Below are 21977 nucleotides of genomic sequence, written 5' to 3'. Positions count from 1 at the left end.
GAGTTTTCGCGCCTACTCGACCCGGCCATCCATGTAGGGGGCCTATCGCGCACTCCGGTTCGTTCCGCCGGATGCCGAATTCGCTGGTCGATCGGCTCGAGAGAACGAGGTGATACATGAATATCCTGTTGGTAGAAGATGATCTTGCGCAAGCTGCGGCGGTCGAAAAAGCCTTGCAGCAATCGGGGCACACAATCAGCCGGGCCGATTCTGGCGAGAATGCGGTGCGCTTTCTCAAGGCCAATCAAGTCGATCTCGTGGTGCTCGACTGGCAGTTACCTGGAATGACCGGATTCGAGGTCCTGCACTGGATACGCAGCAATCTGGGTCGTGAACCGGCCGTGCTGTTTCTGACGAGCAGAGTGCTGGAGGTCGACATCGTGCGCGCGCTCGAAGCGGGAGCGGACGAATACATCGTGAAGCCGTTCCGCGCGATCGAACTGGTTGCCAGAATCGGCGCCCTATTGCGTCGCACCTGCCGGAAGGAAAATATCGACAACGCGATCGCCGTCGGACCCTACGTCTTCGATGTGGAGCGGCGCAACGTCTCGCTTCGTGGCAAGACAATAGAGTTGACGGCGAAGGAATTCGACGTCGCCGCGTTTCTCTTCGCCAACGTGGGGCGCGCGGTCTCCAGGGACCTGTTGGCCAAACTTGCCTGGGGACGCGAACTCGACAGCACGTCGCGCACGGTAGACACCCATATCTATCGGCTGCGCAGAAAGCTGTCCTTGCACTCGGAAAACGGCGTGCGCCTGAGTACCGTCTATACGCACGGATACCGCCTGGAAGAGGTCGTGGTGTGTAGCGTGGCGAGCGAAGCGCCGGTCAGTGCGGCGCCGGAAGAGCGCGCCGAGCCGAACCCTTGGCTCGCGCCGGCGGCCTAGCGCAGCGTCGTCCGGGACTTCGGATCGGATCAGGGAGCGTTTGCTTGCGTCTGCTCCGAAGCCGGCCCTGCATCGGCAGGCTGTCGCGGGCTCCGCGCGCGGCGCGCGCCATCAGCTCGTTATGCGACGGAACGCTCTAAGAGCACGGGCCGGCAACGCTACCTGGACCCGGAAAATTGTTCGGCTATGTCTGTGATTCGGCGCTGCACGATATGGTTCATCCAGTCGGTTGCATCCGGGTTGGTGGCGGCTGTCAATCCTCGTGTCACCGCAGTGGCGGGTCGTTCGTCGGGCCAATGTCCAAACGACGCATCCTGGTTGGCGCCGCTCATCGACGGTAGTGCCGACAGGTGTCGATCCGCGGCGCGATCACGCGCGTGCGGCCGATGCGCGGCCTCGAGGCGGGTGTGCCCGCCCATCGAATCCGACGGTAGCCATGAGTGCTGCGCTGCCTGACGGTCATGCTGTCGATGTTTGCGTGACACGTCAGACGTGCCGTTGCCAACCGGTTGTGGTCTGGCGCGAACGAGCTTCGTTTTCATCGTGATCCGCGCAGGCATGCGATGCGTTTCAATCGCCACGGGTAGCGCCGTGCTGCGCGGCGGCGGGGCTTGCTGGCTGAAGAGTTTGCGGGGCGCCACCGCTCGCTGCCTCGCCGGGTCTGAGACGACATCAGCATGAAACCGGGATTCACGTAGCGGAGGATGACTCAGCGCGATCCACGCGCAGACGGCGACCCCACCAATCAGAAACGCAGGTCCGGCGAGTGCACGCCGACGCGCTTTCGAATGGCGAGACGAGGATGGCTCATCCGTCACGACGTCCGTGCAAGGTTCCTTCAGTGTGAGAGCAAAGACGGGATTCTGCTCAATGCGCCGCGGTTCCCAGCAAAGTGTCTGGACTGCTGTATAAAGCGCGTCGCGTTGCGCACAAAGAAGAATCCCGGAGGATAACGGCTTCCACACATATGCGGATACAGGTGGGCAGTGGCGTGGCCATGCTAATGGCACAGCGCTTCCGATACGCGTAGGGAAGACTATCGTCGGCATCAGCTACTTTTCAATATCTGACATTCAATTTATACGTGTGCCAAACGATATGCGGCATCAGCAATGCATACCGTCAGATGCTGCTCAAGCGATTCAACGCTAGCAAGGAATGGTTCTAGAGACTGTAGCGCTCATGGTCCAGTCATATCGTGCGTGCAGTCGAATCGTGAGTAGGTGGCGAGGTGGTTGATGCAGGCCCGAAGGTATCAGAAGGCCCATAGCGCGATGTGAATTTTTTAAAAGTCGACGTCATTCGCGATTACTCCGCTTCCATTTCCCGATCCACTTCTGTTGCCCGCTTCCGTTGCAATTGGCGCCGCCACTTCGTTGTTGCCCGCGCCAGCGGCACCTCAAAGGGGCTGTCGCTTGCACTTCGGTGCTGTCGTTAATTTTCCATGAACGTGGGCACGGTGACGGCCCAACCGCGAACGCGATCGGAGATTACAATGGGAAGATTGTTACGGCATCCTGCCGTTTTGACCTCGCTCCAATGAACGCATCCGAACGTATCGACGAATTGATCGCAGGACTCACCGACTGGCGCGGCGCAACCTTCGCTCGCATCCGTCAATGCGTGCTCGCGGCGGACCCGGACATCGTCGAGGAGTTCAAATGGATGGGCAGCCCGGTCTGGTCGCGCGCCGGCATGATCGCGGTCGCCAACGCGCACAAAGGCAAGGTCAAGCTGACCTTCGCGCACGGGGCGGGCCTGGCCGACCCGGACGGCTTGTTCAACGCGGGCCTCGAAGGCAACGCGCGGCGCGCGATCGACTTTATCGAGGGTGACGAAGTCGACGAGCGCGCACTGAAAGCGCTGGTGCGCGCCGCAATCGACTACAACCAGAGCCACCTGAAGAAGAACGCGCGCGGCGCGAAACCGAAAGCTCACAGTAAGAAGGAAAGCGGCGGGGAGGCAAATACTGACCACGCCTGATGCCGGCACAGCTCGCCCGCGCGATTGCCGCGCCCGCCCACCGCGCCTTCAGCACCGGCCAGATCGATACCAGAACTGATATCGATATCACCAAAAATATAATTGGAAAGATATCAACCCGGTCCGTACACTGCACCATCCCTGGACACTGAGCGGCAAGCTTGCGCCGTAGCGCCACGCGGGCCGCTTCAGTCAAATTGGCCGGTGAGGGTCCGGCACATGCATCAAGGACCTAGCATGTCGGAAAAAAAGCGGAAATTGCGCTCGGCCGAGTGGTTTGGCACGGCCGACAAGAACGGCTTCATGTATCGAAGCTGGATGAAGAATCAGGGCATTCCCGATCACGAGTTCGACGGGCGTCCCGTGATCGGCATCTGTAACACGTGGTCTGAGCTGACGCCGTGCAACGCGCACTTTCGCAAGCTCGCCGAGCACGTGAAGCGCGGCATCTACGAAGCGGGCGGCTTTCCGGTCGAGTTCCCGGTGTTTTCGAACGGCGAATCGAACTTGCGTCCGACCGCCATGCTCACGCGCAACCTCGCGGCGATGGACGTCGAGGAAGCAATCCGCGGCAATCCGATCGACGCGGTCGTGCTGCTGACCGGTTGCGACAAGACCACCCCCGCGCTGCTGATGGGCGCGGCGAGCTGCGACGTGCCGGCGATCGTCGTGACCGGCGGCCCGATGCTGAACGGCAAGCTCGACGGCAAGAACATCGGCTCCGGTACTGCGGTGTGGCAGCTGCACGAATCGCTGAAGGCCGGCGAGATCGATCTGCATCAGTTTCTGTCTGCCGAGGCGGGCATGTCGCGCTCCGCGGGCACCTGCAACACCATGGGCACCGCGTCGACGATGGCCTGCATGGCCGAGGCGCTCGGCACCTCGCTGCCGCATAACGCGGCGATTCCCGCGGTCGACTCGCGCCGCTACGTGCTCGCGCATATGTCGGGCATCCGCATCGTCGAGATGGCGCTCGAAGACCTGAAGCTGTCGAAGATCCTCACACGCGAGGCGTTCACGAACGCGATTCGCGTGAATGCGGCGATCGGCGGCTCGACCAATGCGGTGATTCATTTGAAGGCGATCGCGGGACGCATCGGTGTCGATCTCGAACTCGACGACTGGGTGCGCATCGGCCGCGACACGCCGACGATCGTCGACCTGATGCCGTCGGGCCGTTTCCTGATGGAAGAGTTTTATTACGCGGGCGGCCTGCCGGCCGTGCTGCGCCGGCTCGGCGAAGCGAATCTGCTGCCTCATCCCGGCGCGTTGACGGTCAATGGCAAGTCATTGTGGGACAACGTGAAGGATGCGCCGAACACCAACGACGAAGTGATCCGTCCGCTCGACAAGCCGCTCGTAGCCGATGGCGGCATCCGCGTGCTGCGCGGCAATCTCGCGCCGCGCGGCGCGGTGCTGAAGCCGTCGGCGGCGACGCCCGAGTTGCTCAAGCATCGCGGACGCGCGGTCGTGTTCGAGAACCTGGAGCACTACAAGGCGCGCATCGTCGACGAGGCGCTCGACGTCGACGCGAATTCGGTGCTGGTCATGAAGAACTGCGGGCCGAAGGGTTATCCGGGCATGGCCGAGGTCGGCAACATGGGCCTGCCGCCGAAGCTGCTGAGGCAGGGCGTGAAGGACATGGTGCGCATTTCCGATGCACGCATGAGCGGCACCGCATATGGCACCGTGGTGCTGCACGTGACGCCGGAAGCGGCGGCCGGCGGCCCGCTCGCCGCGGTGCAGGACGGCGACTGGATCGAACTCGATTGCGACGCGGGCACGCTGCACCTCGACATCAGCGATGCCGAACTCGCGCGCCGTCTCGCGCAGCATGTGCCGCCGCAGCCGCCGGAAGGTGGCGGTTACCGGCGCCTGTATATCGATCACGTGCTGCAGGCCGATGAAGGTTGCGACCTCGACTTCCTCGTTGGATGTCGCGGCGCCGAGGTGCCGCGCCATTCGCACTAACGCGCCGTTGCCACGGCAACGGCTCGGCTGATGACCATTCGGGCGATGCATTCGTGCATCGCCCGAATTGCTTTTGGGTGGGTTGGCGTTAGCGGCCGAGGTTGTCGAGCGCGTCGAGCACGAGTCCGAAAAACTCGTTCGCCGCGGCCGGATTCAGCCAGCGCACGACCACCGTGATGCGCCGCTCCGGTTCGACCCACGTGAACGAACTGCCTGCGCCGACGCCGAAATAGCTCGACTCCGGCACGTTCGGAAATACCTTGCGTCCGGTATTGAGCCACACGAGGTACCCATAGAACGGCGCGATCGCGCACGGCATGCGCATGCGCGCGATCCATTCGGACGACAACACGCGCTGGCCATTCGCGATGCCGTCGTCGAGCAGCATCTGCGCGACCTTCAACTGGTCGTTCGCGCTGACGGACATGCCGCCGCCCCAGTGCGTGCCGCCCGGCACCGACTGCATGCGTCGCCCATCGATCTCGACCCACGCGTTGTCGTAGCCGACCCATTGCCAGTTTTCGCTTGCGCCCGAAGGCCGCATGATCGCTTCGCGAAACACCTCGGGCAGCGGCTGACGGAACAGATGCAGCAGCGCGAGCGAGAACTGGTTGATGCGTACGTCGTTGTATTCCCAGTAGGTGCCCGGCCGTTGCAGCGGACGCAGCTCGCCCTTCTTGCCATCGGGCGGCGCGGCGAAATTGACCGCGCGGTAGTGGTCCGCCTGATCCGACAAACCGAAGTACGTGCCGCGCCATTCGCTCGTTTGCTGCAGCAGATGCGCCCAGCTGATCGGCGCGTTGTGTTCGTCGTCGAAGCCGATGTTGGGCACCCGCACGCGCACCGGTTCGTCGACGTCGGGCAAGAGGCCGCGATCGTGCGCAACGCCGGCGAGCAGCGCGAGGTACATCTTCGCGACGCTGAAGGTCAGATCGGCGCGATCCGGCTCGCCCCAGCTCGTCAGCACGCGGCCGTCGACGGCGATTGCGCCGGACACCGGCCCACGATCATGCACTGGACCAAGCAGCGTGTTCCATGGCGGCGGGTCGTTCACGTGCACACCCCATGCGCCACCCACATGGCGGTCCCAAAGCGATTCATGATCCACCGCGAACTGCACGGCTTGCTGCAAACGGTCTTGCATGGATAAGTCCTGTCGGTTCAACGAAGCCCGCGAGGCGCGAGCTCAGCGTGCGTGCAGTCGCACGCGCGCCCACGTCACGGTGAAAAGGCTGATCACGGCCGCGAGCATGAGATAGAGGCCGGGTGCGAGATTATTGCCGGTCGCCGCGATCAGCGCAGCGACGGCGAGCGGCGTGAAGCCGCCGAACACGGTGGTGCCGATGTTGTAGCCGAGCGCCATGCCGGTCGTGCGCGTGCGGGTCGGGAACAGCTCGGACATCAAGGCCGGAATCGGCGCGAAGTAGGTCGCCTTCAGTAACGCGACCCACATGACCGCGGCAAGCAACGAGCCGAGCGACGGGCGCGCGTTCATCAGCACGAAGGCCGGATAGACGGTCGCGAAAAACAGCACGCCGGCGCCGAGCATGATGCGCACGCGGCCCACCTTGTCGGACAGATGCCCGACGATCGGCGTGAGCACCATCATGATCAGACCGGCGACGAGCGTCGCGATGAAGCCCGACGACGGCGCGAGTCCGAGTTGCCGCGCCGCGTACGTCGGCATATAGAGCAGCATGTAGTTGGCGGTGGTCGTCAACACGAGGGCGCCGATCGACACGAGCACGCGTTCCTTTTGAGTCGCGAGCAGTTCGCGCACCGGCGAGGCGGACTTTTCCGCGCGCTCGAACTCCGGCGTTTCGTCGATGCGGCGGCGGATATAGAACCCGACCGGACCGATCAGCATGCCGAACAGAAACGGAATGCGCCAGCCCCAGCCTTCGAGTTGGGCGGGCGTCAGCGTGCTCGTCAACACCGCGCCGAACAGCGACGCGAGCAGCGTGCTCGCGCCTTGGCTCGAGAACTGCCAGCTCGCCATGAAGCCTTTGCGCGCCGGCGCATGTTCGATCAGAAACGCGGTCGAGCTGCCGAACTCGCCGCCGGCCGAGAATCCCTGCAACAACCGCGACGCGAATACGCCGATCGGCGCGAGTATGCCGATCGCCGCATACGACGGCATCAGCGCGATCATGGCGGTGCCGAGCGTCATCATCCCGATCGACAGCGTCAGCGATGCTTTGCGGCCTTTGCGGTCGCTGAACGAGCCGAGCACGAGCGCTCCGATCGGTCGTGCCAGATACGACAGCGCGAAGGTGCCGAGCGTGAGGAGCAGCGACACGGTGCGGTCGTGCACCGGAAAAAAGGTGCGCGACAGCACCGCCGCGAAGTAGCCGTACACGATGAGATCGTAAAACTCCAGCGCGTTGCCGATCGAGGTCGCGAGAATCAGCCGCGATACGCTCGAGCGCGAGGCGTGCGGCGCGAGCGCGTCGGCGGTGGTGACGGAGTCCATGCTCATGACGAAGTCCTCTGGCGGCGTGTGGAGGCGCGCCGGCAGCGTCGCGTGGGCGGAGCGGGCGCGGGGTTCGAAGCGTGTGACCCGATCTTGGCGTGGACGATATTGATGGACAATTACAATATTTGGCAGATATCGTTGCCGAAACGGCAAAGCAAACTAGCGATGACTCAAATCGATAACACCGCGCTGCGCTATTTCCTCGAAGTCGTGCGCAGCGGGTCGCTCAGCAAGGCGTCGGAGAATCTGTATGTCGCGGTATCGGCGCTGAGCCGGCAGATCGCGAAGCTGGAAGAGGAGCTCGGCGCGGCACTGTTCGAGCGGCGTCCGCGCGGCATGGTGCCGAGCGACGCCGGGCGGTTGCTCGCCGACTATGCGCGGCGCAACCTGCTCGACGCGGAGCGCGTGACCGAGGAGATTCGCGGCTTGAGCAACGGCGGCCGCGCGACGATTCGCGTCGCGAGTTCGGAAGGCGTCGCGCCGCATTTTCTGCCGCTGGTATTCGCGCGCTTTCTGCGCATGCATCCGGCCACGCATTTTCAGCTCGACGTATCGGCGCCGTCCATCGCGACGCAGCGCGTGCGCGACGGCACTACCGATATCGCAGTGTGCTTCAGCATGGCGCCCGAACAGGACATCAACGTGCTGCATTCGCAGCGCGCGCCGATCTTCGCGCTGGTGCGGCGCGATCATCCGCTGGCGATACGCGATTCCGTCTCGCTTGCCGATCTGCTGCCGTGGCCGCTTGCGATCAACGGCCCGGGCGTGACGATCCGCCAGCTATTCGATATCGCATGCAGTCTCGAAGGGCTCGTGTTCGATCCGGTGTTCGTCAGCAACTATCATGCGGCGCTGCACAGCTTCGTGCTGCAAACCGACGCGGTCACGATTACAGGCTTGCTGACCGTGCGCGGCAGGCTCGAGGCGGACGGCTTTGCCGTGATACCGATCAGTAATCCCGAGCTTCATCAGCGCACGCTGCAGGTGCAGACGATGGCGGGGCGCACGTTGCCGCGCGTGATGCAGGCGTTCGTCGAATGGCTGACGGGTGCGATCGAGAATCCCGCGTTGCTCGACTGAGTTCGCGCTGCAAAAGAAAAACGCCCGGCAGGGCGTTTTCCATCGATTCAGCCCGGCGGGGACCCAGGGGGTTCCCCACCGCGAAGCGTCTGCTTAGAACTTGTGACGCAGACCGACACGGAACGCGAGCTGGTTGTCGGCGCCGACGCCCGACGTGCTGAAGTAGCTCGCGCTCGAACCGATCTGGGCCTGCAGATTCTGCGTGCCGTTGTGGCCCGACGCGATCTGGTAGATGCCCAGCACGTAGACGTCCGTGCGCTTCGACAGCGCGTAGTCGCCGCTCAGGTTCACCTGGTTCCAGTGACCGGCGTTCGCGCCGCTCAGGTGCATGTACGTGTAGCCCGCGCCTGCCGTGATGGCCGGCGTGAATGCGTACTTCGCGCCTGCTTCGTAGGCCGCGAAGGTGGTCGACTGACCCGAGATCGGTGCGAGGCGCGTGTTCGTGTACAGCGCCCACAGCGTCGCCGGACCGAACGCGTAACGGCCGCCAACGCCGACCGTGCGCAGATCCTGGATCTGGCCGGTGCCGATCGTCGGGAAGCTCACGTTAGCCAGCGACGTCGAGAAGGCCGGCGATGCCTGGCCCGGGTAACGAATGTCCGTGTACGCTGCGCCGATACCGAACGGGCCGTTCGCGTAGTTCGCGCCGAAGCTATAAGCGCGCGACGAACCCGCGACCGGGGCCGTCGTCGTGCCCGTAGCCGGCGTGCCGGCAAAGCCGCCAGCCGTGTTCGAGAAGCCGTACATCGCGCCGAACGTCAGGCCGGCGAAGTTCGCGCTGCTGAACTTCACCGAATTGTTGATACGGCTCGACGTGAGCTGATCGACGTCGTTGATGTGGTACGCGTAGTTACCCGCGACGGTCTGGCCGCCGGTCGCGTAGTTGGAGCCGAGGTAGTCGGTCGAGAACGAGTACTGGCGACCGAAGGTCAGCGAACCGACGTTGTTCTGTGCCAGACCAACGTACGCCTGGCGGCCGAACATCGCGCCGCCCTGGCCGGCGGTGCCGTTCGCGCTGCTGAAGCCGTTTTCCAACAGGAACAGCGCCTTCAGGCCGTTACCGAGGTCTTCCGTGCCACGCAGGCCCCAACGGCTGCCCTGCGCGACGCCATCGTCGTACTTGGTCAGGCTGCTGTGGCCGGTGGCCGTTTTCGAGTTGTTCACGTAGCTGATGCCCGCGTCGATCAGGCCGTACAGCGTGACGCTGCTTTGTGCGTGAGCGGCGGTGGCGAAGACGGCGAGCGTGGCGGCGGTCAGGATTTTTTTGTTCAAAACACTTCTCCGGTTAGGAAATTTTCGCAATCGCGACGCGCTGCTCTGCGGCAACATCGCGCGATGGCCGGGAATTTAAGGGAACGCTGAGTAAGGGATGTGACAGTGAAAAAATGTTTTCACGGTGTCGTGTCGGCGCGACACTTTGCCGGCGGAGGCGGGGTCGATCGACCCTGAAGTAAGGCGGGGGACGGTGGCGGCGGATCGCCCGCCGGGCGGCGGGCGATCGGTTGCTTCAGTTCAGATGCGTGCGTCGAAAATGCAGTTACATCGGCGGCTGCGAGGGGATCGACAGTCGCAGCGGCTAGGGCGTCAGTTGCTCAGCAACGAGCCGCTGCGGAACGGCGTTGCGCCGGCAATGCGCGCGAACTCGAGGCCGGCCGTGGCGAAGCGCGCCAGATGCCGCGCGTACAGCACGCCGGCCACGGTGCTTTTGATCGTGACGACGCGGTCCGTCAGCGGATCGACGATGTCCGCGATTTCCTTGCCCACGTCCACCCACGCGCCGACCGGGCAGCGATAGACGAGCACGCCGCTGATCGGCGCGACGAGCGGCTCGGTGCCCGCGAGCGGCGTCGCCGCGAATTCGAGCGGCGGCAGCGGCGCCGGTTCGCCGTGGATCACGCCGCGCGAGGTCAGATAGTCGATGATGGCCTGTGCGTCTTTTTCGGCCAGCTCGTAGGACACGTCACGCTGGCCGCGCAGCTCGATCGTGACCGAAATTCCGCCGTTCGGGATCGGGAAGCGCTCGCCGAAACGGCTGCGTAGATCCGACCAGCAGAAGCTGTGGATTTCGTCGAACGGATTGCCGACCGAGTTCAGCGCGAGCAGCGACGCCTTCGCGTCCAGGTAGCGCGCGAGCGGCTCGACTTCGGGCCACAGGTCCGGATTGGTGTACAGGTGCAACGCTGCTTCCCAGTCGCAATGCAGATCGAGCACGACGTCGGCGTCGTACGAGAGCTTTTGCAGCGCGAGGCGCTGCGAGCCGAGTTCGGTGGTCGGCTGCTGCGCGTCGAGCGCTTCGCGCATCGCCGTGCGGATGGCGGCGCGGTTCGCGTCGATGTCGCCGCTCAGACGCGACTCGATGACCGGCAGCACGAGTTCGGCGAGGTCATAGAAGTTGCGGTTGAAGTTTTGCGCGCTGCCGGTTTCGAAGCGGCCGAGCATCTGGCCGAGCAGATGCTGGTTCAGGCCGATCGGATTCGGCACCGGCACGACCACGACTTCCCCGCGCAGCTTGTCCGCGGCTTCAAGCGCGGCCAGCTTGCGGCGCAGCGACCACGACACCAGCATGCCGGGCAGCTCGTCCGCGTGCAGCGACGACTGGATATAGATCTTCTGTCCGCCGCCGGGACCGTAGTGGAAACTCGTCAGTTCGCGGGCAGTGCCAAGCGACGGGGCAATCAGCGGATGGGTCTGGGTTTGCATGGTTTTGGCTTCGCGGCCCGTTCCGGAGCAGCCGCGCTAGGTAGTTGATTGCAAGGGGAAAGATACGCGCCGGCTGCGCGCGGAGTCCGCGTGCGCGGGCGACGGCAGCCTGTCTCGCGTCGGCCGCGTTTGGCACGATCTTAGCCGATATGCCACACGATGTGGCTTGATGCGGCTTGATGTGCAACCGCAAAACAAAACGGGCTCCGCGTCGCGGAGCCCGTCTCTGGCAAGCTGCCGGCGCGCCGTGCGGCGCGCGCGGGCGGTTTAGCTGCCGTACACGTCGAAGTCGAAGTACTTCTTCTCGATCTTCTTGTAGGTGCCGTCCTTGATCATGTCGGCGATCGCCTTGTCGACCTTCGCCTTCAAATCGGTGTCTTCCTTGCGCATGCCGATGCCGGCGCCGTTGCCGAGGATCTTCGGATCGTCGAGGTCCTTGCCGACGAACGTAAAGCCCGCGCCGCGCGGCGTCTTCAGGAAGCCCTGCTCAGCCTGCACCGCATCCTGCAGTGCTGCGTCCAGACGGCCCGAAATCAGGTCGGCGTAGACCTGGTCCTGGTTCTGATACGGCACGACTTTCGCGCCCTTCGGTTCCCAGTAGGTCTTCGCGTAGGTTTCCTGGATGGTGCCCTGTTCGACGCCCACCGTTTTGCCCTTCAGCGATTCAGCGGTCGGCATGATGCCCGAGCCCTTCTTCGCGACGAGGCGGGTCGGCGTGTTGAACAGCTTCGACGAGAAGGCAATCTGCTCAGCGCGTTGCGGCGTCATCGACATCGACGACAGCACGCCGTCGAACTTCTTTGCCTTCAGTGCCGGAATCATGCCGTCGAAGTCGTTTTCCACCCACACGCACTTCGCGCCGACGCGCTTGCAAATTTCGTTGCCGAGGTCGATATCGAAGCCAACGAGCTTGCCGTCCGCGCCTTTCGACTCGAACGGGGGATAGCTGGCATCAACGCCAAAACGGATCGTCGACCAATCTTTAGCGTGTGCGCCAATCGAGACGGTGGCAAGCAGAGCAACCGTCAAAGCCGCTAGCAGTTTCTTCACTGTTTTTACTCCTCGGTGTAGTTCAATTTCGCCCTCGACGGTTGTGCCGCCTTGGGACGCCCAGCGCGTCTCACGACCGGGCTTCTGGTCAGGCTGCAAGCCCAGGTGGCCTGCAACGCGCGCCAAGCTTATCAGTTCAAAAATATTGGGAAGCTAGGAAAACACCGGATGGCGCAGGAGGAAGCTCTCTAGAGTAACGCTTGCGCGCAAGCCGGTGCGACCGGATCGTACACGGTCGGGGGAGTTTGCGTAACGCGGGTGTAATGCGCGAGCGGTAATACGGCGGGTGCGCGAGCGTAATCGACTGCATTTACAACCGGTTTCTCGCGAGTTTTGCCGAAAGCCGGTTTGAAACGCGAGTTTGAAACGCGGACGGATGATTAAAGCTCGCGCCTGAAATTGCCGTTAATTAACCGGAGCGTTGGGATCATTGCATTACACGTCATCGCCAACGCCCGACATTTGTTCGCCGCCATTTCGAAGCGGTGTAAAAACGCGGGCTTTGGCGCTATGATCGATGCTCCCTGCGCTGGACGGCGTCCGCCGCGCGGGGCGGATCGCTCTGAGGCAGGTCGTCGTCGGACAGCCGTCAAGATTCAAATGCCGCGCGTTTGCGCTCGCTCAAAAGGCCTTTCTGCTCAACGGTGTCATTTATGCGCACGATGTTCACGGCGGATCAAACAGGCTCTTCCAAACCGGCTTTTAAGCGACCAATCGCGAGCGCCGGTGCGCAGGCTGGCGCGCCATTATTTCAGCGCCGGTTTTTGCGCGGTTTTTCGTCGATCTTTGCATCGGGATTTTCATCGATTGGCGGATCCGGATTTTGGTGCGCCGTTTTGTGCGGGGTTTTACCCCGCGTCTTGCGCTTCGTGATAGGGGCATTCCTGTGCGCCGGTTTCGGCGCGGCGGCGCCCGCCGCGGCCGCCGACAAAGTGCTGCACGTGCTGGCGTGGCCCGGCTATGCGGATCCGGACGTCGTGAAGGCGTTCGAAACGCGCTATGGCGCGAAGGTCGAGGTCACGCTCGTCGATTCGGACGAGGCGCTGTGGGCGCAGATGCACAGCAAGGGCACGCCGCCGTTCGACGTACTCGCCGCCAATACCGCGGAAATTCGCCGCTACACGCAGGCGAATCTGCTCGCGCCGCTCGATCTCGCGAGTCTGCCGAACACGAAGAAGCAGTTGCCGCGTTTCCAGGCACTCGGTGCGATCGACGGGCTGACGTCGGCGGGCAAGGTGTACGCGATTCCGTTCACGTATTCGTCGATGGGACTCATCTACGATCGTCAGCAGATTCCGGTGGCGCCCCATTCGATGCTCGAACTCTGGAACCCGCGCTATCGCGGCAAGGTGCTCGACTTCAATAGTGCGCAGCACAACTTCTCGTTCACCGCGCTCGCGCTCGGCTATCCGCATCCGTTTGAACTCGACTCCGCGCAGATGCGCACGATCGCGCACAAGCTCGTCGATCTGCGCCGCAACCTGCTCACCTATTACACGCTGCCCGAAGAGGCGACCGCGTTCTTCATCCAGCACAAGGTCGCGCTGATGTTCGGCAACTACGGCACGCAGCAGGTGCAGTTGCTGCGGCGTGCGGGCGCGGACGTCGGCTATGTGATTCCGGACGAAGGCGCGCTCGCGTGGCTCGATTGCTGGTCGATGACGCGCGCGGCGAGCGACAAGCCGCTCGCGCTCGCGTGGATCAACTACATGCTCGAACCGAGCGTGAGCGCGTTGCTCACGCAGCGCCAGGGACTCGCGAATACGCTGAGCGAGCCGGCCGAAGGCAGCGCCGACGCGCACATCGTCTGGCTCAGTCCGGTCGAGGATATCGAGCGCCGCGAGCAACTGTGGGCGCGGATCGTGTCGGGCGACCGTTCGGAGCGCTTCTGATGCTGCGCCGCGGCCTGACCTTCAAGCTATCCGTGCTGCTCGCGTGCATCGGCGTGCTGGCGTCGGGCGCGACCGGCTATTACGCGTATCGCGCCAATCGCACGATGCTCGTCAACGAAGCCGAGCACAGCCTGCAGACTTCGACGGAGCTGCTCGGCCAGCGCATCGCGGTATCGATCGACGACGTCGCGGCGGACGCGCTCGTGCTCGCGACGATGCCGTCGTCGGTAATCGTCGCGCAGACCGACGACGGCATCGGCCCGAACCTTGCCCGCGAGCGGCTCGCGCAGGTGTATTCGAGCTTCATGCTGCACCACGCGGAGTATCTGCAGATGCGGCTGATCACGCGGCAGCATCACGGGCTCGAGGCGATCCGTTTCGATCGCGACAGCGACGGTCTCGTGCGGGTCAAGGGTGACGGTCTGCAGGAAAAAGCTCAATTCCCCTACGTGTTCGAAACGCTCGCGTTTTCGCCGGGCCGCATCTACACGTCACCGATTTCGGTCAATCACGAATCCGGCACGCATGCGGCGCAAGGCAAGCCGACGCTGCGCCTAGGCACGCCGATCGCGGACGCGCGCGGCGCGGTGGTCGGCGTGGTCGTGATCGACATCGACCTGGCCGGCATGCTGCGGCGTTTGCAGAGCGATCTGCCGAGCGACTATCAGGTCTATCTGGCGAACGAGTGGGGCGACTTCCTGGTTCATCCCGACGCGTCGAAGACCTTCGGCTTCGACCGCGGCCGGCGCGTGCTGATGCAGGACAGCTTCCCGGTCACGAAGCAGCTGTTCGAGCAACGGCAGAGCGAGGTGCTCGTCAACGGTCTCACCGGGTCCGGCGAGGCGGCCGGGCGCGTGCTCGCGTTCGTGCGGCGGCCGTTCGGCGGTTCGGAGGGCAATCGCTTCATCGTGCTCGGTCTCGCCAAGCCGCTCGAGGACGTGTTGAGCGGTGCCAATCAGCTCGGCTCGCGGATCATTCGCATGGTGCTGGTGTTCAGCGCCTTGTCGGTACTGCTGGCGATCCTGTTCGCGCGGGCGCTGACCAAGCCGCTGCATCTGCTCGCGCATGCGGCGACTCACCTGTTCGCCGAGCACGCGATGCACACCTTGCCGCTCAAACGCACCGACGAAATCGGCGTGCTCGCGCGCTGCTTCGAGCGTTTGCGCCGCGAAATTCGCGCGCAGATGGATGCGCTGCACAGCAAGCAAAGCGAGCTCGTGCATCTGGCCTCGCACGACGTGCTGACCGGCTTGCCGAACCGCATGCTGTTCATGCAGAAGCTCGAAAACGCGATCGACGAGGCAAGATTTCGCCGCGAAGGCCTCGCCGTGCTGTTCGTCGACCTCGACGGCTTCAAGCAGATCAACGATCAGTTCGGTCACTCCGTCGGCGACAAGGTGCTGGTCACGATCGCGCGCCGTCTGAAGGACGTGCTGTACGCCGCGGACGTGGTCGCGCGGCTCGGCGGCGACGAATTCATCGTGCTGATCGAAGGGCCGCGCGCGGCGGAAGTCACGCCCGCGATCGCCGCGCGCATCATGGATGCGCTGAATGAAACGCTGAGCGTCGACGGCAATAGCATGACGGTCGGCGCGAGCATCGGCATCAGCGAGTTCCCGCACGACAGCGGCAATGCCGAGGAACTACTGCTGAATGCCGATGCCGCGATGTATGCGGCGAAATCGGGCGGACGTTGCGCGTATCTGCGCTATCGGGATCTGCTCGCGGCGCGGCTCGACGAACAGGCTGAGCAGGCGCGGGAGCTTGCCCGCGCCCAGCTCGCCCAGGCGCAGGCCGCGCGCGATGCGACCGAGGGGCGCGAGGCGGAGCCCACCGCGTGACGCGGTTTTGTCCGGATCGATGAGCGCTTTCGCCTGTGTCGCCTTGCGTTGTCGAACCGAGACGCAGGCGCGCCCAAATAACCCACTCACACGATCCGCACTCCGCCGCGATAAGTCGCGCGCGGCACCGGCAGCTTGTCGAGCATCGTCACGCGCACGAGGTCGGCGCGCAGACCCGGTTCGATCGCGCCGCGATCCGTGAGGGCCGCGGTGCGCGCCGGTTCGGCCGAGACGGTTGCCATCGCGCGCGGCAGCGACCAGCCCGCTTTTTCGACGAGATCGAACACCGCGGTCAGCAAGCTCGACGGCACGTAATCCGACGACAGAATGTCGAGCAGATCCGCGCGCGCGAGTTCGAGCGCCGACACGTTGCCCGAATGCGAGCCGCCGCGCACGATGTTCGGCGCGCCCATGATCGTCGCGATGCCGTGCTCGCGCGCGGCTTGCGCGGCGATGCGCGTGGTCGGGAATTCGGCAAGCACGATGCCCTCGGCCTTCGCCTGTTCGACGTGCTCGATCAGCGTGTCGTCGTGACTCGCGACCGGAATGCCGAGCCGCCCGCAACGCTCGACGATCTCGCGACGGTGCGCATCCGCGTAACGCTCCTGTTCGACCGCAAGCTCGGCGAGCGCGGTTGCGACGCGCTCGTCGCTCATCCTGCCGTTACGCTCCTGGTAGCGGCGCCATTGCTCGCGGTCGTGCCATTGGCGCTGGCCCGGCGTATGGTCCATCACCGACGCGAGCCGCAACAACGGATGCGCGCAGAGCGAATCGAATACCTCGAGCACGTCGGCGGTCGCAATCTCGCAGCGCAGATGCAGAAAGTGCTCGGCGCGCAGCAGTCGGCGTGTGGACAGCCGCAACAACGAATCGGCGCATTGCGTCTGCACGTCGCGGTTACGCAGACCGACGTTCGAGCGCGAACCGATCGCCAGCGCGTCGAATACCGTCGTGATGCCGGCCGCGGCGACCTGTGCGTCGTGGATCACGAAGGCCGCGTCGGTATTCCATTCGACGCCGGGACGCGGCACGAGGTGCTTCTCGAGGTTGTCCGTATGCAGTTCGATCAGACCGGGCAGCAGATAATCGCCGTCCCAGTCTTCGGCGTCGCGCGCCGAACTCGCGCCGCGGTCGACGTCGCGAATCACGCCGTCTTCGACGCGCACCGTGCCAATGAATTCTTCGTCTCGCGTCACGATGCGAGCGTTGCTAATCAACATCGACTTGCTCCGTAGTCAGTCGGGACTGGTTTCAGCTTAGTGCCGCAGCGGCGGGCGCAGTTCCAGGCGGCGCGTCGCGACCTTGTTGCGGGTCGCTTCGTCGTGAAAGATACCAACGATCGCCGCGCCGCGCTGGCGCGCCTCGACGATCAGATCGGCCACCACGTCGCGGTTTTCCGCATCGAGCGAAGCAGTCGGCTCGTCGAGCAGCAACAGCGGATGGCCGGCGATCAAACCGCGCGCGATGTTCACGCGCTGCTGCTCGCCGCCCGAAAACGTCGCGGGCGCGAGCGGCCACAGGCGCTCGGGCACGTTCAGCCGCGCGAGCAATTCAGCGGCGCGCGCCCGGGCTTCGGGTTCGCCGACGCCGTGCAACAGCAGCGGCTCGGCGACCAACGCGAGCGTCGGCACGCGCGGAATCACGCGTAAAAACTGGCTCACGTAGCCGACCACGCTACGGCGCAGGCGCAGCACGTCACGCGGTTCCGCACCGCTGATCATGACAGGCCGGTCTCGATCGCTGGTGTCGCGAATCGCGATCGAGCCGGCGCTTGCCAGATAGTTGCCATACAGACAGCGCAGCAGCGTGCTCTTGCCCGCACCGGACGGCCCGACCAGCACCACGCATTCGCCGCGCTCGACTTCGAGCGACACGTTCGCGAGCGCGTCGATCCGCACGCCGCCCTGGCCGTGCAGCGTGAAGGTCTTGCCGATGCCGGCGGCGCGCAGCATCAGCGCCGCGTTGTCGGCGAAAGCACGCTCGCTGTGGCGCGCATCGCTGCCTGCGTCGATGACTACCTCAGTGGATCGCATGTGTGAGCCTCAAACCGGCAGAACCGAGGAAACCAGCGTTTGCGTATAAGGGTGCTGCGGATCGTCGAGCACCTGATCGGTCAGGCCGGCTTCGACGACTTCGCCCGCCTGCATCACCATGAGCCGATGCGCGAGTAGACGCGCGACGCCGATATCGTGCGTGACGATCAGCACCGACAGATGCAGCGTCGAGCTCAGCGTGCGCAGCAAATCGAGTAGGCGCGCCTGCACGGACACGTCGAGACCGGCGGTCGGTTCGTCCATGAACACGAGACGCGGACCCGTGACGAGATTGCGCGCGATCTGCAGACGCTGCTGCATGCCGCCCGAAAACGCGGCGGGGAATTCGTCGATGCGGGTCGCGTCGAGCTCGACGCGTTCCATCCATTGCGTGGCCGTACGGCGAATTTCGCCGTAGTGGCGCGCGCCGACCGCCATTAGCGGCTCGCCGATGTTGGCCCCGGCCGATACGCCGCTGCGCAGGCCGTCGCGCGGATTCTGCTGCACGAAGCCCCACTCGGTGCGCATCAGCAGACGGCGGCGCGGCTCGGACAGCGCGCGCAGATCGAGCGAGTCGCCGTGCGACGCGGTGTAGTGCAGCGAGCCGCTATCGGCCTCGGTCTTCAGCGCCAGCGTGTTGAGCAGCGTGGTCTTGCCCGAGCCCGATTCGCCGACGATGCACAGCACCTCGCCCGGATACAAGTCGAAACTCACGTTGCGGCAACCGTTGCGGCCGCCATATTGTTTGGTGAGCGCGCGTGCGCTCAGAAGCGGCGTCATGCGGATTGTCCTTCGCGCGCGGTATCGGGCAGCGGCGCTTGCGGTTCGATGTCGCCATCGCCGCGCCGCTCGTAACAGTAGTCGCTATCCGAGCACACGAACATGCGCGTGCCCGCATCGTCGACGATCATTTCGTCGAGAAAGCTCTCCTTCGATCCGCACAGCGCGCATGCATGCTGCCACTTCTGCACGTCGAACGGATGATCGTCGAAGTCGAGGCTGCGCACCGGCGTGTAAGGCGGAATCGCGTGGATGCGGCGCTCGCGGCCCGCGCCGAACAGTTGCAGCGCGGCGTTCATATGCATCTTCGGGTTGTCGAACTTCGGGATCGGCGAGGGCGAGCTCAGATAGCGATGATTGACGATCACCGGATAGTCGTACGTGGTCGCGATGCTGCCGTGATGCACGATGTCCTCGTACAGCTTCACGCTGATCAGGCCGTAATCGGCGAGCGCATGCAGCTTTTTGCATTCGGCGACGCGCGGTTCGAGCCGGTACAGCGGCTCGGGCATCGGCACCTGATAGACGAGGATCTGCCGCTCGGTCAGCGGCGTTTCGGGAATCCGGTGCCGCGTCTGGATGATCGTCGCTTCGCTGGTGTGGCGCGTGGTCGCCACGCCCGTGGTGCGCGCGAAGAAGCGGCGGATGTTGACCGCGTTGGTGGTCTCGTCGGAGCCTTGGTCGATGACCTTCAGTGTGTCCGTTTTGCCGATGATGGCGGCCGTCACCTGGATGCCGCCGGTGCCCCAGCCATACGGCAGCGGCATTTCGCGCGACGCGAACGGCACCTGGTAGCCCGGCACGGCGACTGCCTTGAGCAACGCGCGGCGCAACATGCGCTTGGTCTGCTCGTCGAGATACGCGAAGTTGTAGCCGTGCGCGGCGCTGTCGTAGGACGTGTTTGCGAGCGCGGTGTCGGGCGCGTTCATGCTGCTTGCTCCTTGTCGGCGGCGTTGGTCGTCGCATCGTTGCTTCGATGCTGCGCGCGCAGACGCCGCACCAGTTCCAGCTCCGCCTGAAAGTCGACGTAATGCGGCAGCTTCAGATGCTGCACGAAGCCCGACGCCTCGACGTTATCGCTGTGCGAGAGCATGAATTCGATGTCCTGCGTCGGTGACGCGAGCGTTTCGCCGAGTTCTTCGGCGCGCAACGCGCGATCGACAAGCGCCATCGCCATCGCCTTGCGCTCCGAGTGGCCGAACGCGAGACCATAGCCTTGCGTGAAGGTGGGCGGCACCGCGCTGCTGCCCGCGAACTGATTGATCATCTGGCATTCGGTGATGTCGATATCGCCGATGTCGACCGCTTCGCCGAGTTCGTCGAGGTCCATATCGAGCGCGATCGTGCCGAAGCGGATCTCGCCCGCGAACGGATGCGAGTGCGCGTAGCCGCGTTGCGTCGCATAGCCCATCGCGAGCAGAAAGCCCTCGTCGCCGCGCGCGAGATTTTGCAGACGCGTCGCGCGGCTCGCCGGAAACGCGAGCGGTTCGCGCGACAGATCGCCGGGTTCCGCGCCGTCGGGTGTCGGGCGCTCCTGTTCGATCAGGCCTTCCTTGTCGAGCAGCGACACGACGCGTGGCATCGCGTCCGGCGCGAGCGGTTGTTGCGGAGCCGGCGCGCTGTCTCGCGTCACCTCCTGTTGCGCGCCATCGGCTTCGGCCAGCAACGCGAAATCGAGCAGACGCTGCGTGTAATCGTAGGTCGCGCCGAGCAGCTGACCGCCGGGCAAATCTTTGAAAGTCGCCGAGATGCGCCGCTCGACCTGCATCGTTTCGGTGTCGATCGCACGCGTATAGCCGAAGCGCGGCAACGTGGTGCGGTACGCGCGCAGCAGGAAGATCGCTTCGACCAGATCGCCGGCCGCCTGCTTGATGGCGAGCGCGGCCAGCTCTTCGTCGTACACCGAGCCTTCAGTCATCACGCGCGCGACCGCGAGTCGCAACTGCTCGCGAATCTGCGCGACGCTCAGTTCGGCGATCTGCGTATCGCCGCGGCGCGCTTTGTCGAGCAAGCGCCACGACGCTTCGATCGCGCGTTCCCCACCTTTGACGGCGACGTACATCAGTTCACCTTCGCTTCGGTTGTGCGCGGCAGGCCGATCACGCGCGGGCCGCAAACCAGATAACAGTCGATGCCGCACGGAAACAGCGGTGCGAGCATCGCGCGTTCTTGCCAGAACCGCGCGGGAAGACCGACCGGCGAAATTGTTTCGGTGTCGCGAATGCCGGGCCCGCTGAGGGTGACCGGTGTGCCGCCGCTCAGCGCGTCGACGCGGATCAGCAGCGTGGCCGACTGTTCGGGCGACTCGGCGCTGCCGGGCGCAAAGCTTTCGAGCGACGGTAACGCGTCGGCATCGTGCACATACACGAAGGCGGCCGCGGCGGGCGCATCGACGAGCGGCGCGCCGCTATGGAAACGCAATGCCGACGCGAGCGCGGTATCGGGCTGCGCGAGCCAGACCGGCGTCGCGTAGTCGCACAGCGTCAGCAGCGCCGCGAACGCGGCGGGTTCGACCGGCGTGTTGCGCGACTCGGGCAGCACGTCACGGATCGCGCCGATCGTGCCGGGCCGCGACAACGTGTCGAGCAGCGTGCGAAACACGGCCTGGCTATCGTGGACCGGGTCCGCGAAACCTGGCGTCAGCGTGGACAACGCAATCGGTGAATGTTCCATCAGTCGCCTCGCACCATCGTGAAGAATTCGACGCGCGTCGCCGCGGCATCCTGTTGCCGTTGCGCGCGCCGCGCTTGCTGCTGCGCGGCGAACGGCTCGATCAGCTGGCGATGCACGCTGTCGTGATGCTCGGGCATCTGCAGCAAAGCATCGGCGAGAGCGGCAAGTTCGGCGCGACGGCGGTCGCGTCCCAGATGGCAGGCCACGCCGACGGTGGCTTCGGCGTCGCTGCCGGCATGCAGACGCAGCGTGGCGCGCGTGACCGTCGCTTCGCCGAGATTGAACGGATCGCCGCTGCCGCCGATCCGTCCGCGCACCATCGCGAGGCCGATTTCAGGAGCGCGCAACCAGTCGTACGCGGGGGTGGGGCGGCCTTGCAGCGCGCGCTGCAGCGCGGCTTCGAGGTCGGCGCGCGGCGTGCGCGCCAGCACGGCCATCCAGGCGCGCCGCGCCGCCGAAGACACGGCCGGCAGCGGCGAAGAGGGCGGAACGGAACTCGGGCTCATCGGCTTTCCTGTCGATCCAGCGAGTGGGCATTGAAGCATTGATTCATCTAAACGTCTAGACGTTTACACGCGTAGTTGTCTGGACTGTCGTACGCGGCTGACGTT

The 21977-nt window shown here is 64.6% G+C and carries 19 protein-coding genes; 6 read left to right on the top strand and 13 right to left on the bottom strand.

The genetic code is table 11. From position 1 onward, the window contains the following. Positions 1-116: 116 nt before the first annotated feature. Positions 117-887 (top strand): response regulator transcription factor, encoded by a 771-nt coding sequence (locus BJG93_RS25220; protein ID WP_027194067.1) that lies wholly within the window; start codon positions 117-119, stop codon positions 885-887. 158 nt (positions 888-1045) lie between these two features. Here BJG93_RS25220 and BJG93_RS25215 read toward each other — a convergent pair whose 3' ends face one another. Continuing rightward, positions 1046-1468 (bottom strand): hypothetical protein, encoded by a 423-nt coding sequence (locus BJG93_RS25215; RefSeq protein WP_154671673.1) that lies wholly within the window; start codon positions 1466-1468, stop codon positions 1046-1048. Positions 1469-2426: 958 nt separating this feature from the next. Between BJG93_RS25215 and BJG93_RS25210 the strand changes: the two genes are divergently transcribed. Both BJG93_RS25210 and BJG93_RS25205 read left to right on the top strand, forming a co-directional pair. Further along, complete coding sequence (locus tag BJG93_RS25210) at positions 2427-2870, top strand: DUF1801 domain-containing protein (protein WP_027194066.1); 444 nt, start codon at positions 2427-2429, stop codon at positions 2868-2870. 237 nt (positions 2871-3107) lie between these two features. Then, entirely contained in the window at positions 3108-4841 is a 1734-nt protein-coding gene (locus BJG93_RS25205) for an IlvD/Edd family dehydratase (RefSeq protein WP_027194065.1), read from the top strand. Positions 4842-4929: 88 nt separating this feature from the next. Here BJG93_RS25205 and BJG93_RS25200 read toward each other — a convergent pair whose 3' ends face one another. Further along, positions 4930-5985 (bottom strand): serine hydrolase domain-containing protein, encoded by a 1056-nt coding sequence (locus BJG93_RS25200; RefSeq protein ID WP_027194064.1) that lies wholly within the window; start codon positions 5983-5985, stop codon positions 4930-4932. Between the two features lie 42 nt (positions 5986-6027). Next, positions 6028-7320: an MFS transporter gene (locus tag BJG93_RS25195; RefSeq protein WP_027194063.1), complete on the bottom strand. Its 1293-nt coding sequence runs from the start codon at positions 7318-7320 to the stop codon at positions 6028-6030. A 171-nt stretch (positions 7321-7491) separates the two neighbouring features. On the opposite strand from BJG93_RS25195, the gene BJG93_RS25190 reads away from it, so the two are divergent. Next, positions 7492-8397: a LysR family transcriptional regulator gene (locus BJG93_RS25190; protein ID WP_027194062.1), complete on the top strand. Its 906-nt coding sequence runs from the start codon at positions 7492-7494 to the stop codon at positions 8395-8397. Positions 8398-8490: 93 nt separating this feature from the next. Here the strand turns inward: BJG93_RS25190 and BJG93_RS25185 are convergent, their stop codons facing one another. From BJG93_RS25185 to BJG93_RS25175, 3 genes are all read right to left on the bottom strand, one after another. After that, positions 8491-9669, bottom strand: coding sequence for a porin (locus tag BJG93_RS25185; RefSeq protein WP_027194061.1), 1179 nt, complete (start codon positions 9667-9669; stop codon positions 8491-8493). Positions 9670-9981: 312 nt separating this feature from the next. Beyond that, the gene (locus BJG93_RS25180; RefSeq protein WP_027194060.1) at positions 9982-11097 is read right to left on the bottom strand and encodes a succinylglutamate desuccinylase/aspartoacylase family protein; all 1116 of its coding nucleotides are present in this window, start codon (positions 11095-11097) and stop codon (positions 9982-9984) included. Positions 11098-11364: 267 nt separating this feature from the next. Continuing rightward, a complete protein-coding gene (locus tag BJG93_RS25175; protein WP_027194059.1) occupies positions 11365-12147 on the bottom strand; it encodes an ABC transporter substrate-binding protein in 783 nt (260 codons plus the stop codon). Positions 12148-12800: 653 nt separating this feature from the next. Here BJG93_RS25175 and BJG93_RS25170 point away from each other — a divergent pair. Both BJG93_RS25170 and BJG93_RS25165 read left to right on the top strand, forming a co-directional pair. Beyond that, entirely contained in the window at positions 12801-14039 is a 1239-nt protein-coding gene (locus BJG93_RS25170; protein ID WP_407675305.1) for an extracellular solute-binding protein, read from the top strand. After that, positions 14039-15880, top strand: coding sequence for a diguanylate cyclase domain-containing protein (locus tag BJG93_RS25165; RefSeq protein ID WP_027194056.1), 1842 nt, complete (start codon positions 14039-14041; stop codon positions 15878-15880). The genes BJG93_RS25170 and BJG93_RS25165 overlap by 1 nt, the downstream gene beginning before the upstream one ends. Positions 15881-15966: 86 nt before the next feature. Here the strand turns inward: BJG93_RS25165 and BJG93_RS25160 are convergent, their stop codons facing one another. From BJG93_RS25160 to phnG, 7 genes are read right to left on the bottom strand one after another with little or no spacing between them, the layout of a single operon-like run. Further along, entirely contained in the window at positions 15967-17100 is a 1134-nt protein-coding gene (locus BJG93_RS25160; protein ID WP_027194055.1) for an alpha-D-ribose 1-methylphosphonate 5-triphosphate diphosphatase, read from the bottom strand. 36 nt (positions 17101-17136) lie between these two features. Further along, complete coding sequence (phnL, locus tag BJG93_RS25155) at positions 17137-17913, bottom strand: phosphonate C-P lyase system protein PhnL (protein ID WP_027194054.1); 777 nt, start codon at positions 17911-17913, stop codon at positions 17137-17139. Positions 17914-17922: 9 nt separating this feature from the next. Continuing rightward, positions 17923-18693 (bottom strand): phosphonate C-P lyase system protein PhnK, encoded by a 771-nt coding sequence (phnK, locus tag BJG93_RS25150; protein WP_027194053.1) that lies wholly within the window; start codon positions 18691-18693, stop codon positions 17923-17925. Then, entirely contained in the window at positions 18690-19622 is a 933-nt protein-coding gene (locus BJG93_RS25145; RefSeq protein WP_027194052.1) for an alpha-D-ribose 1-methylphosphonate 5-phosphate C-P-lyase PhnJ, read from the bottom strand. Before BJG93_RS25145 ends, phnK begins: the two co-directional genes overlap by 4 nt. Beyond that, entirely contained in the window at positions 19619-20755 is a 1137-nt protein-coding gene (locus BJG93_RS25140) for a carbon-phosphorus lyase complex subunit PhnI (protein WP_027194051.1), read from the bottom strand. The genes BJG93_RS25145 and BJG93_RS25140 overlap by 4 nt, the downstream gene beginning before the upstream one ends. Further along, positions 20755-21366 carry a phosphonate C-P lyase system protein PhnH gene (gene phnH, locus BJG93_RS25135; RefSeq protein ID WP_027194050.1) on the bottom strand — a complete coding sequence of 204 codons (612 nt, stop codon included), beginning with the start codon at positions 21364-21366 and terminating at the stop codon, positions 20755-20757. The genes BJG93_RS25140 and phnH overlap by 1 nt, the downstream gene beginning before the upstream one ends. Beyond that, on the bottom strand, positions 21366-21872 hold the full coding sequence (phnG, locus tag BJG93_RS25130; RefSeq protein WP_027194049.1) for a phosphonate C-P lyase system protein PhnG: 507 nt from the start codon (positions 21870-21872) through the stop codon (positions 21366-21368). Before phnG ends, phnH begins: the two co-directional genes overlap by 1 nt. Positions 21873-21977: the final 105 nt, after the last annotated feature.

Origin of the sequence: Paraburkholderia sprentiae WSM5005 (genome assembly GCF_001865575.2) — a bacterium.
Classification (GTDB): domain Bacteria; phylum Pseudomonadota; class Gammaproteobacteria; order Burkholderiales; family Burkholderiaceae; genus Paraburkholderia; species Paraburkholderia sprentiae.
This window is presented reverse-complemented; position numbering and strand designations above follow the sequence as displayed.

What these genes read in the sequence shown, in the direction of transcription:
- BJG93_RS25220 (WP_027194067.1), top strand. Translation starts at nt 117, where the DNA reads ATGAATATCCTGTTGGTAGAAGATGATCTTGCGCAAGCTGCGGCGGTC.
- BJG93_RS25210 (WP_027194066.1), top strand. Translation starts at nt 2,427, where the DNA reads ATGAACGCATCCGAACGTATCGACGAATTGATCGCAGGACTCACCGAC.
- BJG93_RS25205 (WP_027194065.1), top strand. Translation starts at nt 3,108, where the DNA reads ATGTCGGAAAAAAAGCGGAAATTGCGCTCGGCCGAGTGGTTTGGCACG.
- BJG93_RS25200 (WP_027194064.1), bottom strand. Translation starts at nt 5,985, where the DNA reads ATGCAAGACCGTTTGCAGCAAGCCGTGCAGTTCGCGGTGGATCATGAA.
- BJG93_RS25195 (WP_027194063.1), bottom strand. Translation starts at nt 7,320, where the DNA reads ATGAGCATGGACTCCGTCACCACCGCCGACGCGCTCGCGCCGCACGCC.
- BJG93_RS25180 (WP_027194060.1), bottom strand. Translation starts at nt 11,097, where the DNA reads ATGCAAACCCAGACCCATCCGCTGATTGCCCCGTCGCTTGGCACTGCC.
- BJG93_RS25170 (WP_407675305.1), top strand. Translation starts at nt 12,801, where the DNA reads ATGCGCACGATGTTCACGGCGGATCAAACAGGCTCTTCCAAACCGGCT.
- BJG93_RS25165 (WP_027194056.1), top strand. Translation starts at nt 14,039, where the DNA reads ATGCTGCGCCGCGGCCTGACCTTCAAGCTATCCGTGCTGCTCGCGTGC.
- BJG93_RS25160 (WP_027194055.1), bottom strand. Translation starts at nt 17,100, where the DNA reads ATGTTGATTAGCAACGCTCGCATCGTGACGCGAGACGAAGAATTCATT.
- phnL (WP_027194054.1), bottom strand. Translation starts at nt 17,913, where the DNA reads ATGCGATCCACTGAGGTAGTCATCGACGCAGGCAGCGATGCGCGCCAC.
- phnK (WP_027194053.1), bottom strand. Translation starts at nt 18,693, where the DNA reads ATGACGCCGCTTCTGAGCGCACGCGCGCTCACCAAACAATATGGCGGC.
- BJG93_RS25145 (WP_027194052.1), bottom strand. Translation starts at nt 19,622, where the DNA reads ATGAACGCGCCCGACACCGCGCTCGCAAACACGTCCTACGACAGCGCC.
- BJG93_RS25140 (WP_027194051.1), bottom strand. Translation starts at nt 20,755, where the DNA reads ATGTACGTCGCCGTCAAAGGTGGGGAACGCGCGATCGAAGCGTCGTGG.
- phnH (WP_027194050.1), bottom strand. Translation starts at nt 21,366, where the DNA reads ATGGAACATTCACCGATTGCGTTGTCCACGCTGACGCCAGGTTTCGCG.
- phnG (WP_027194049.1), bottom strand. Translation starts at nt 21,872, where the DNA reads ATGAGCCCGAGTTCCGTTCCGCCCTCTTCGCCGCTGCCGGCCGTGTCT.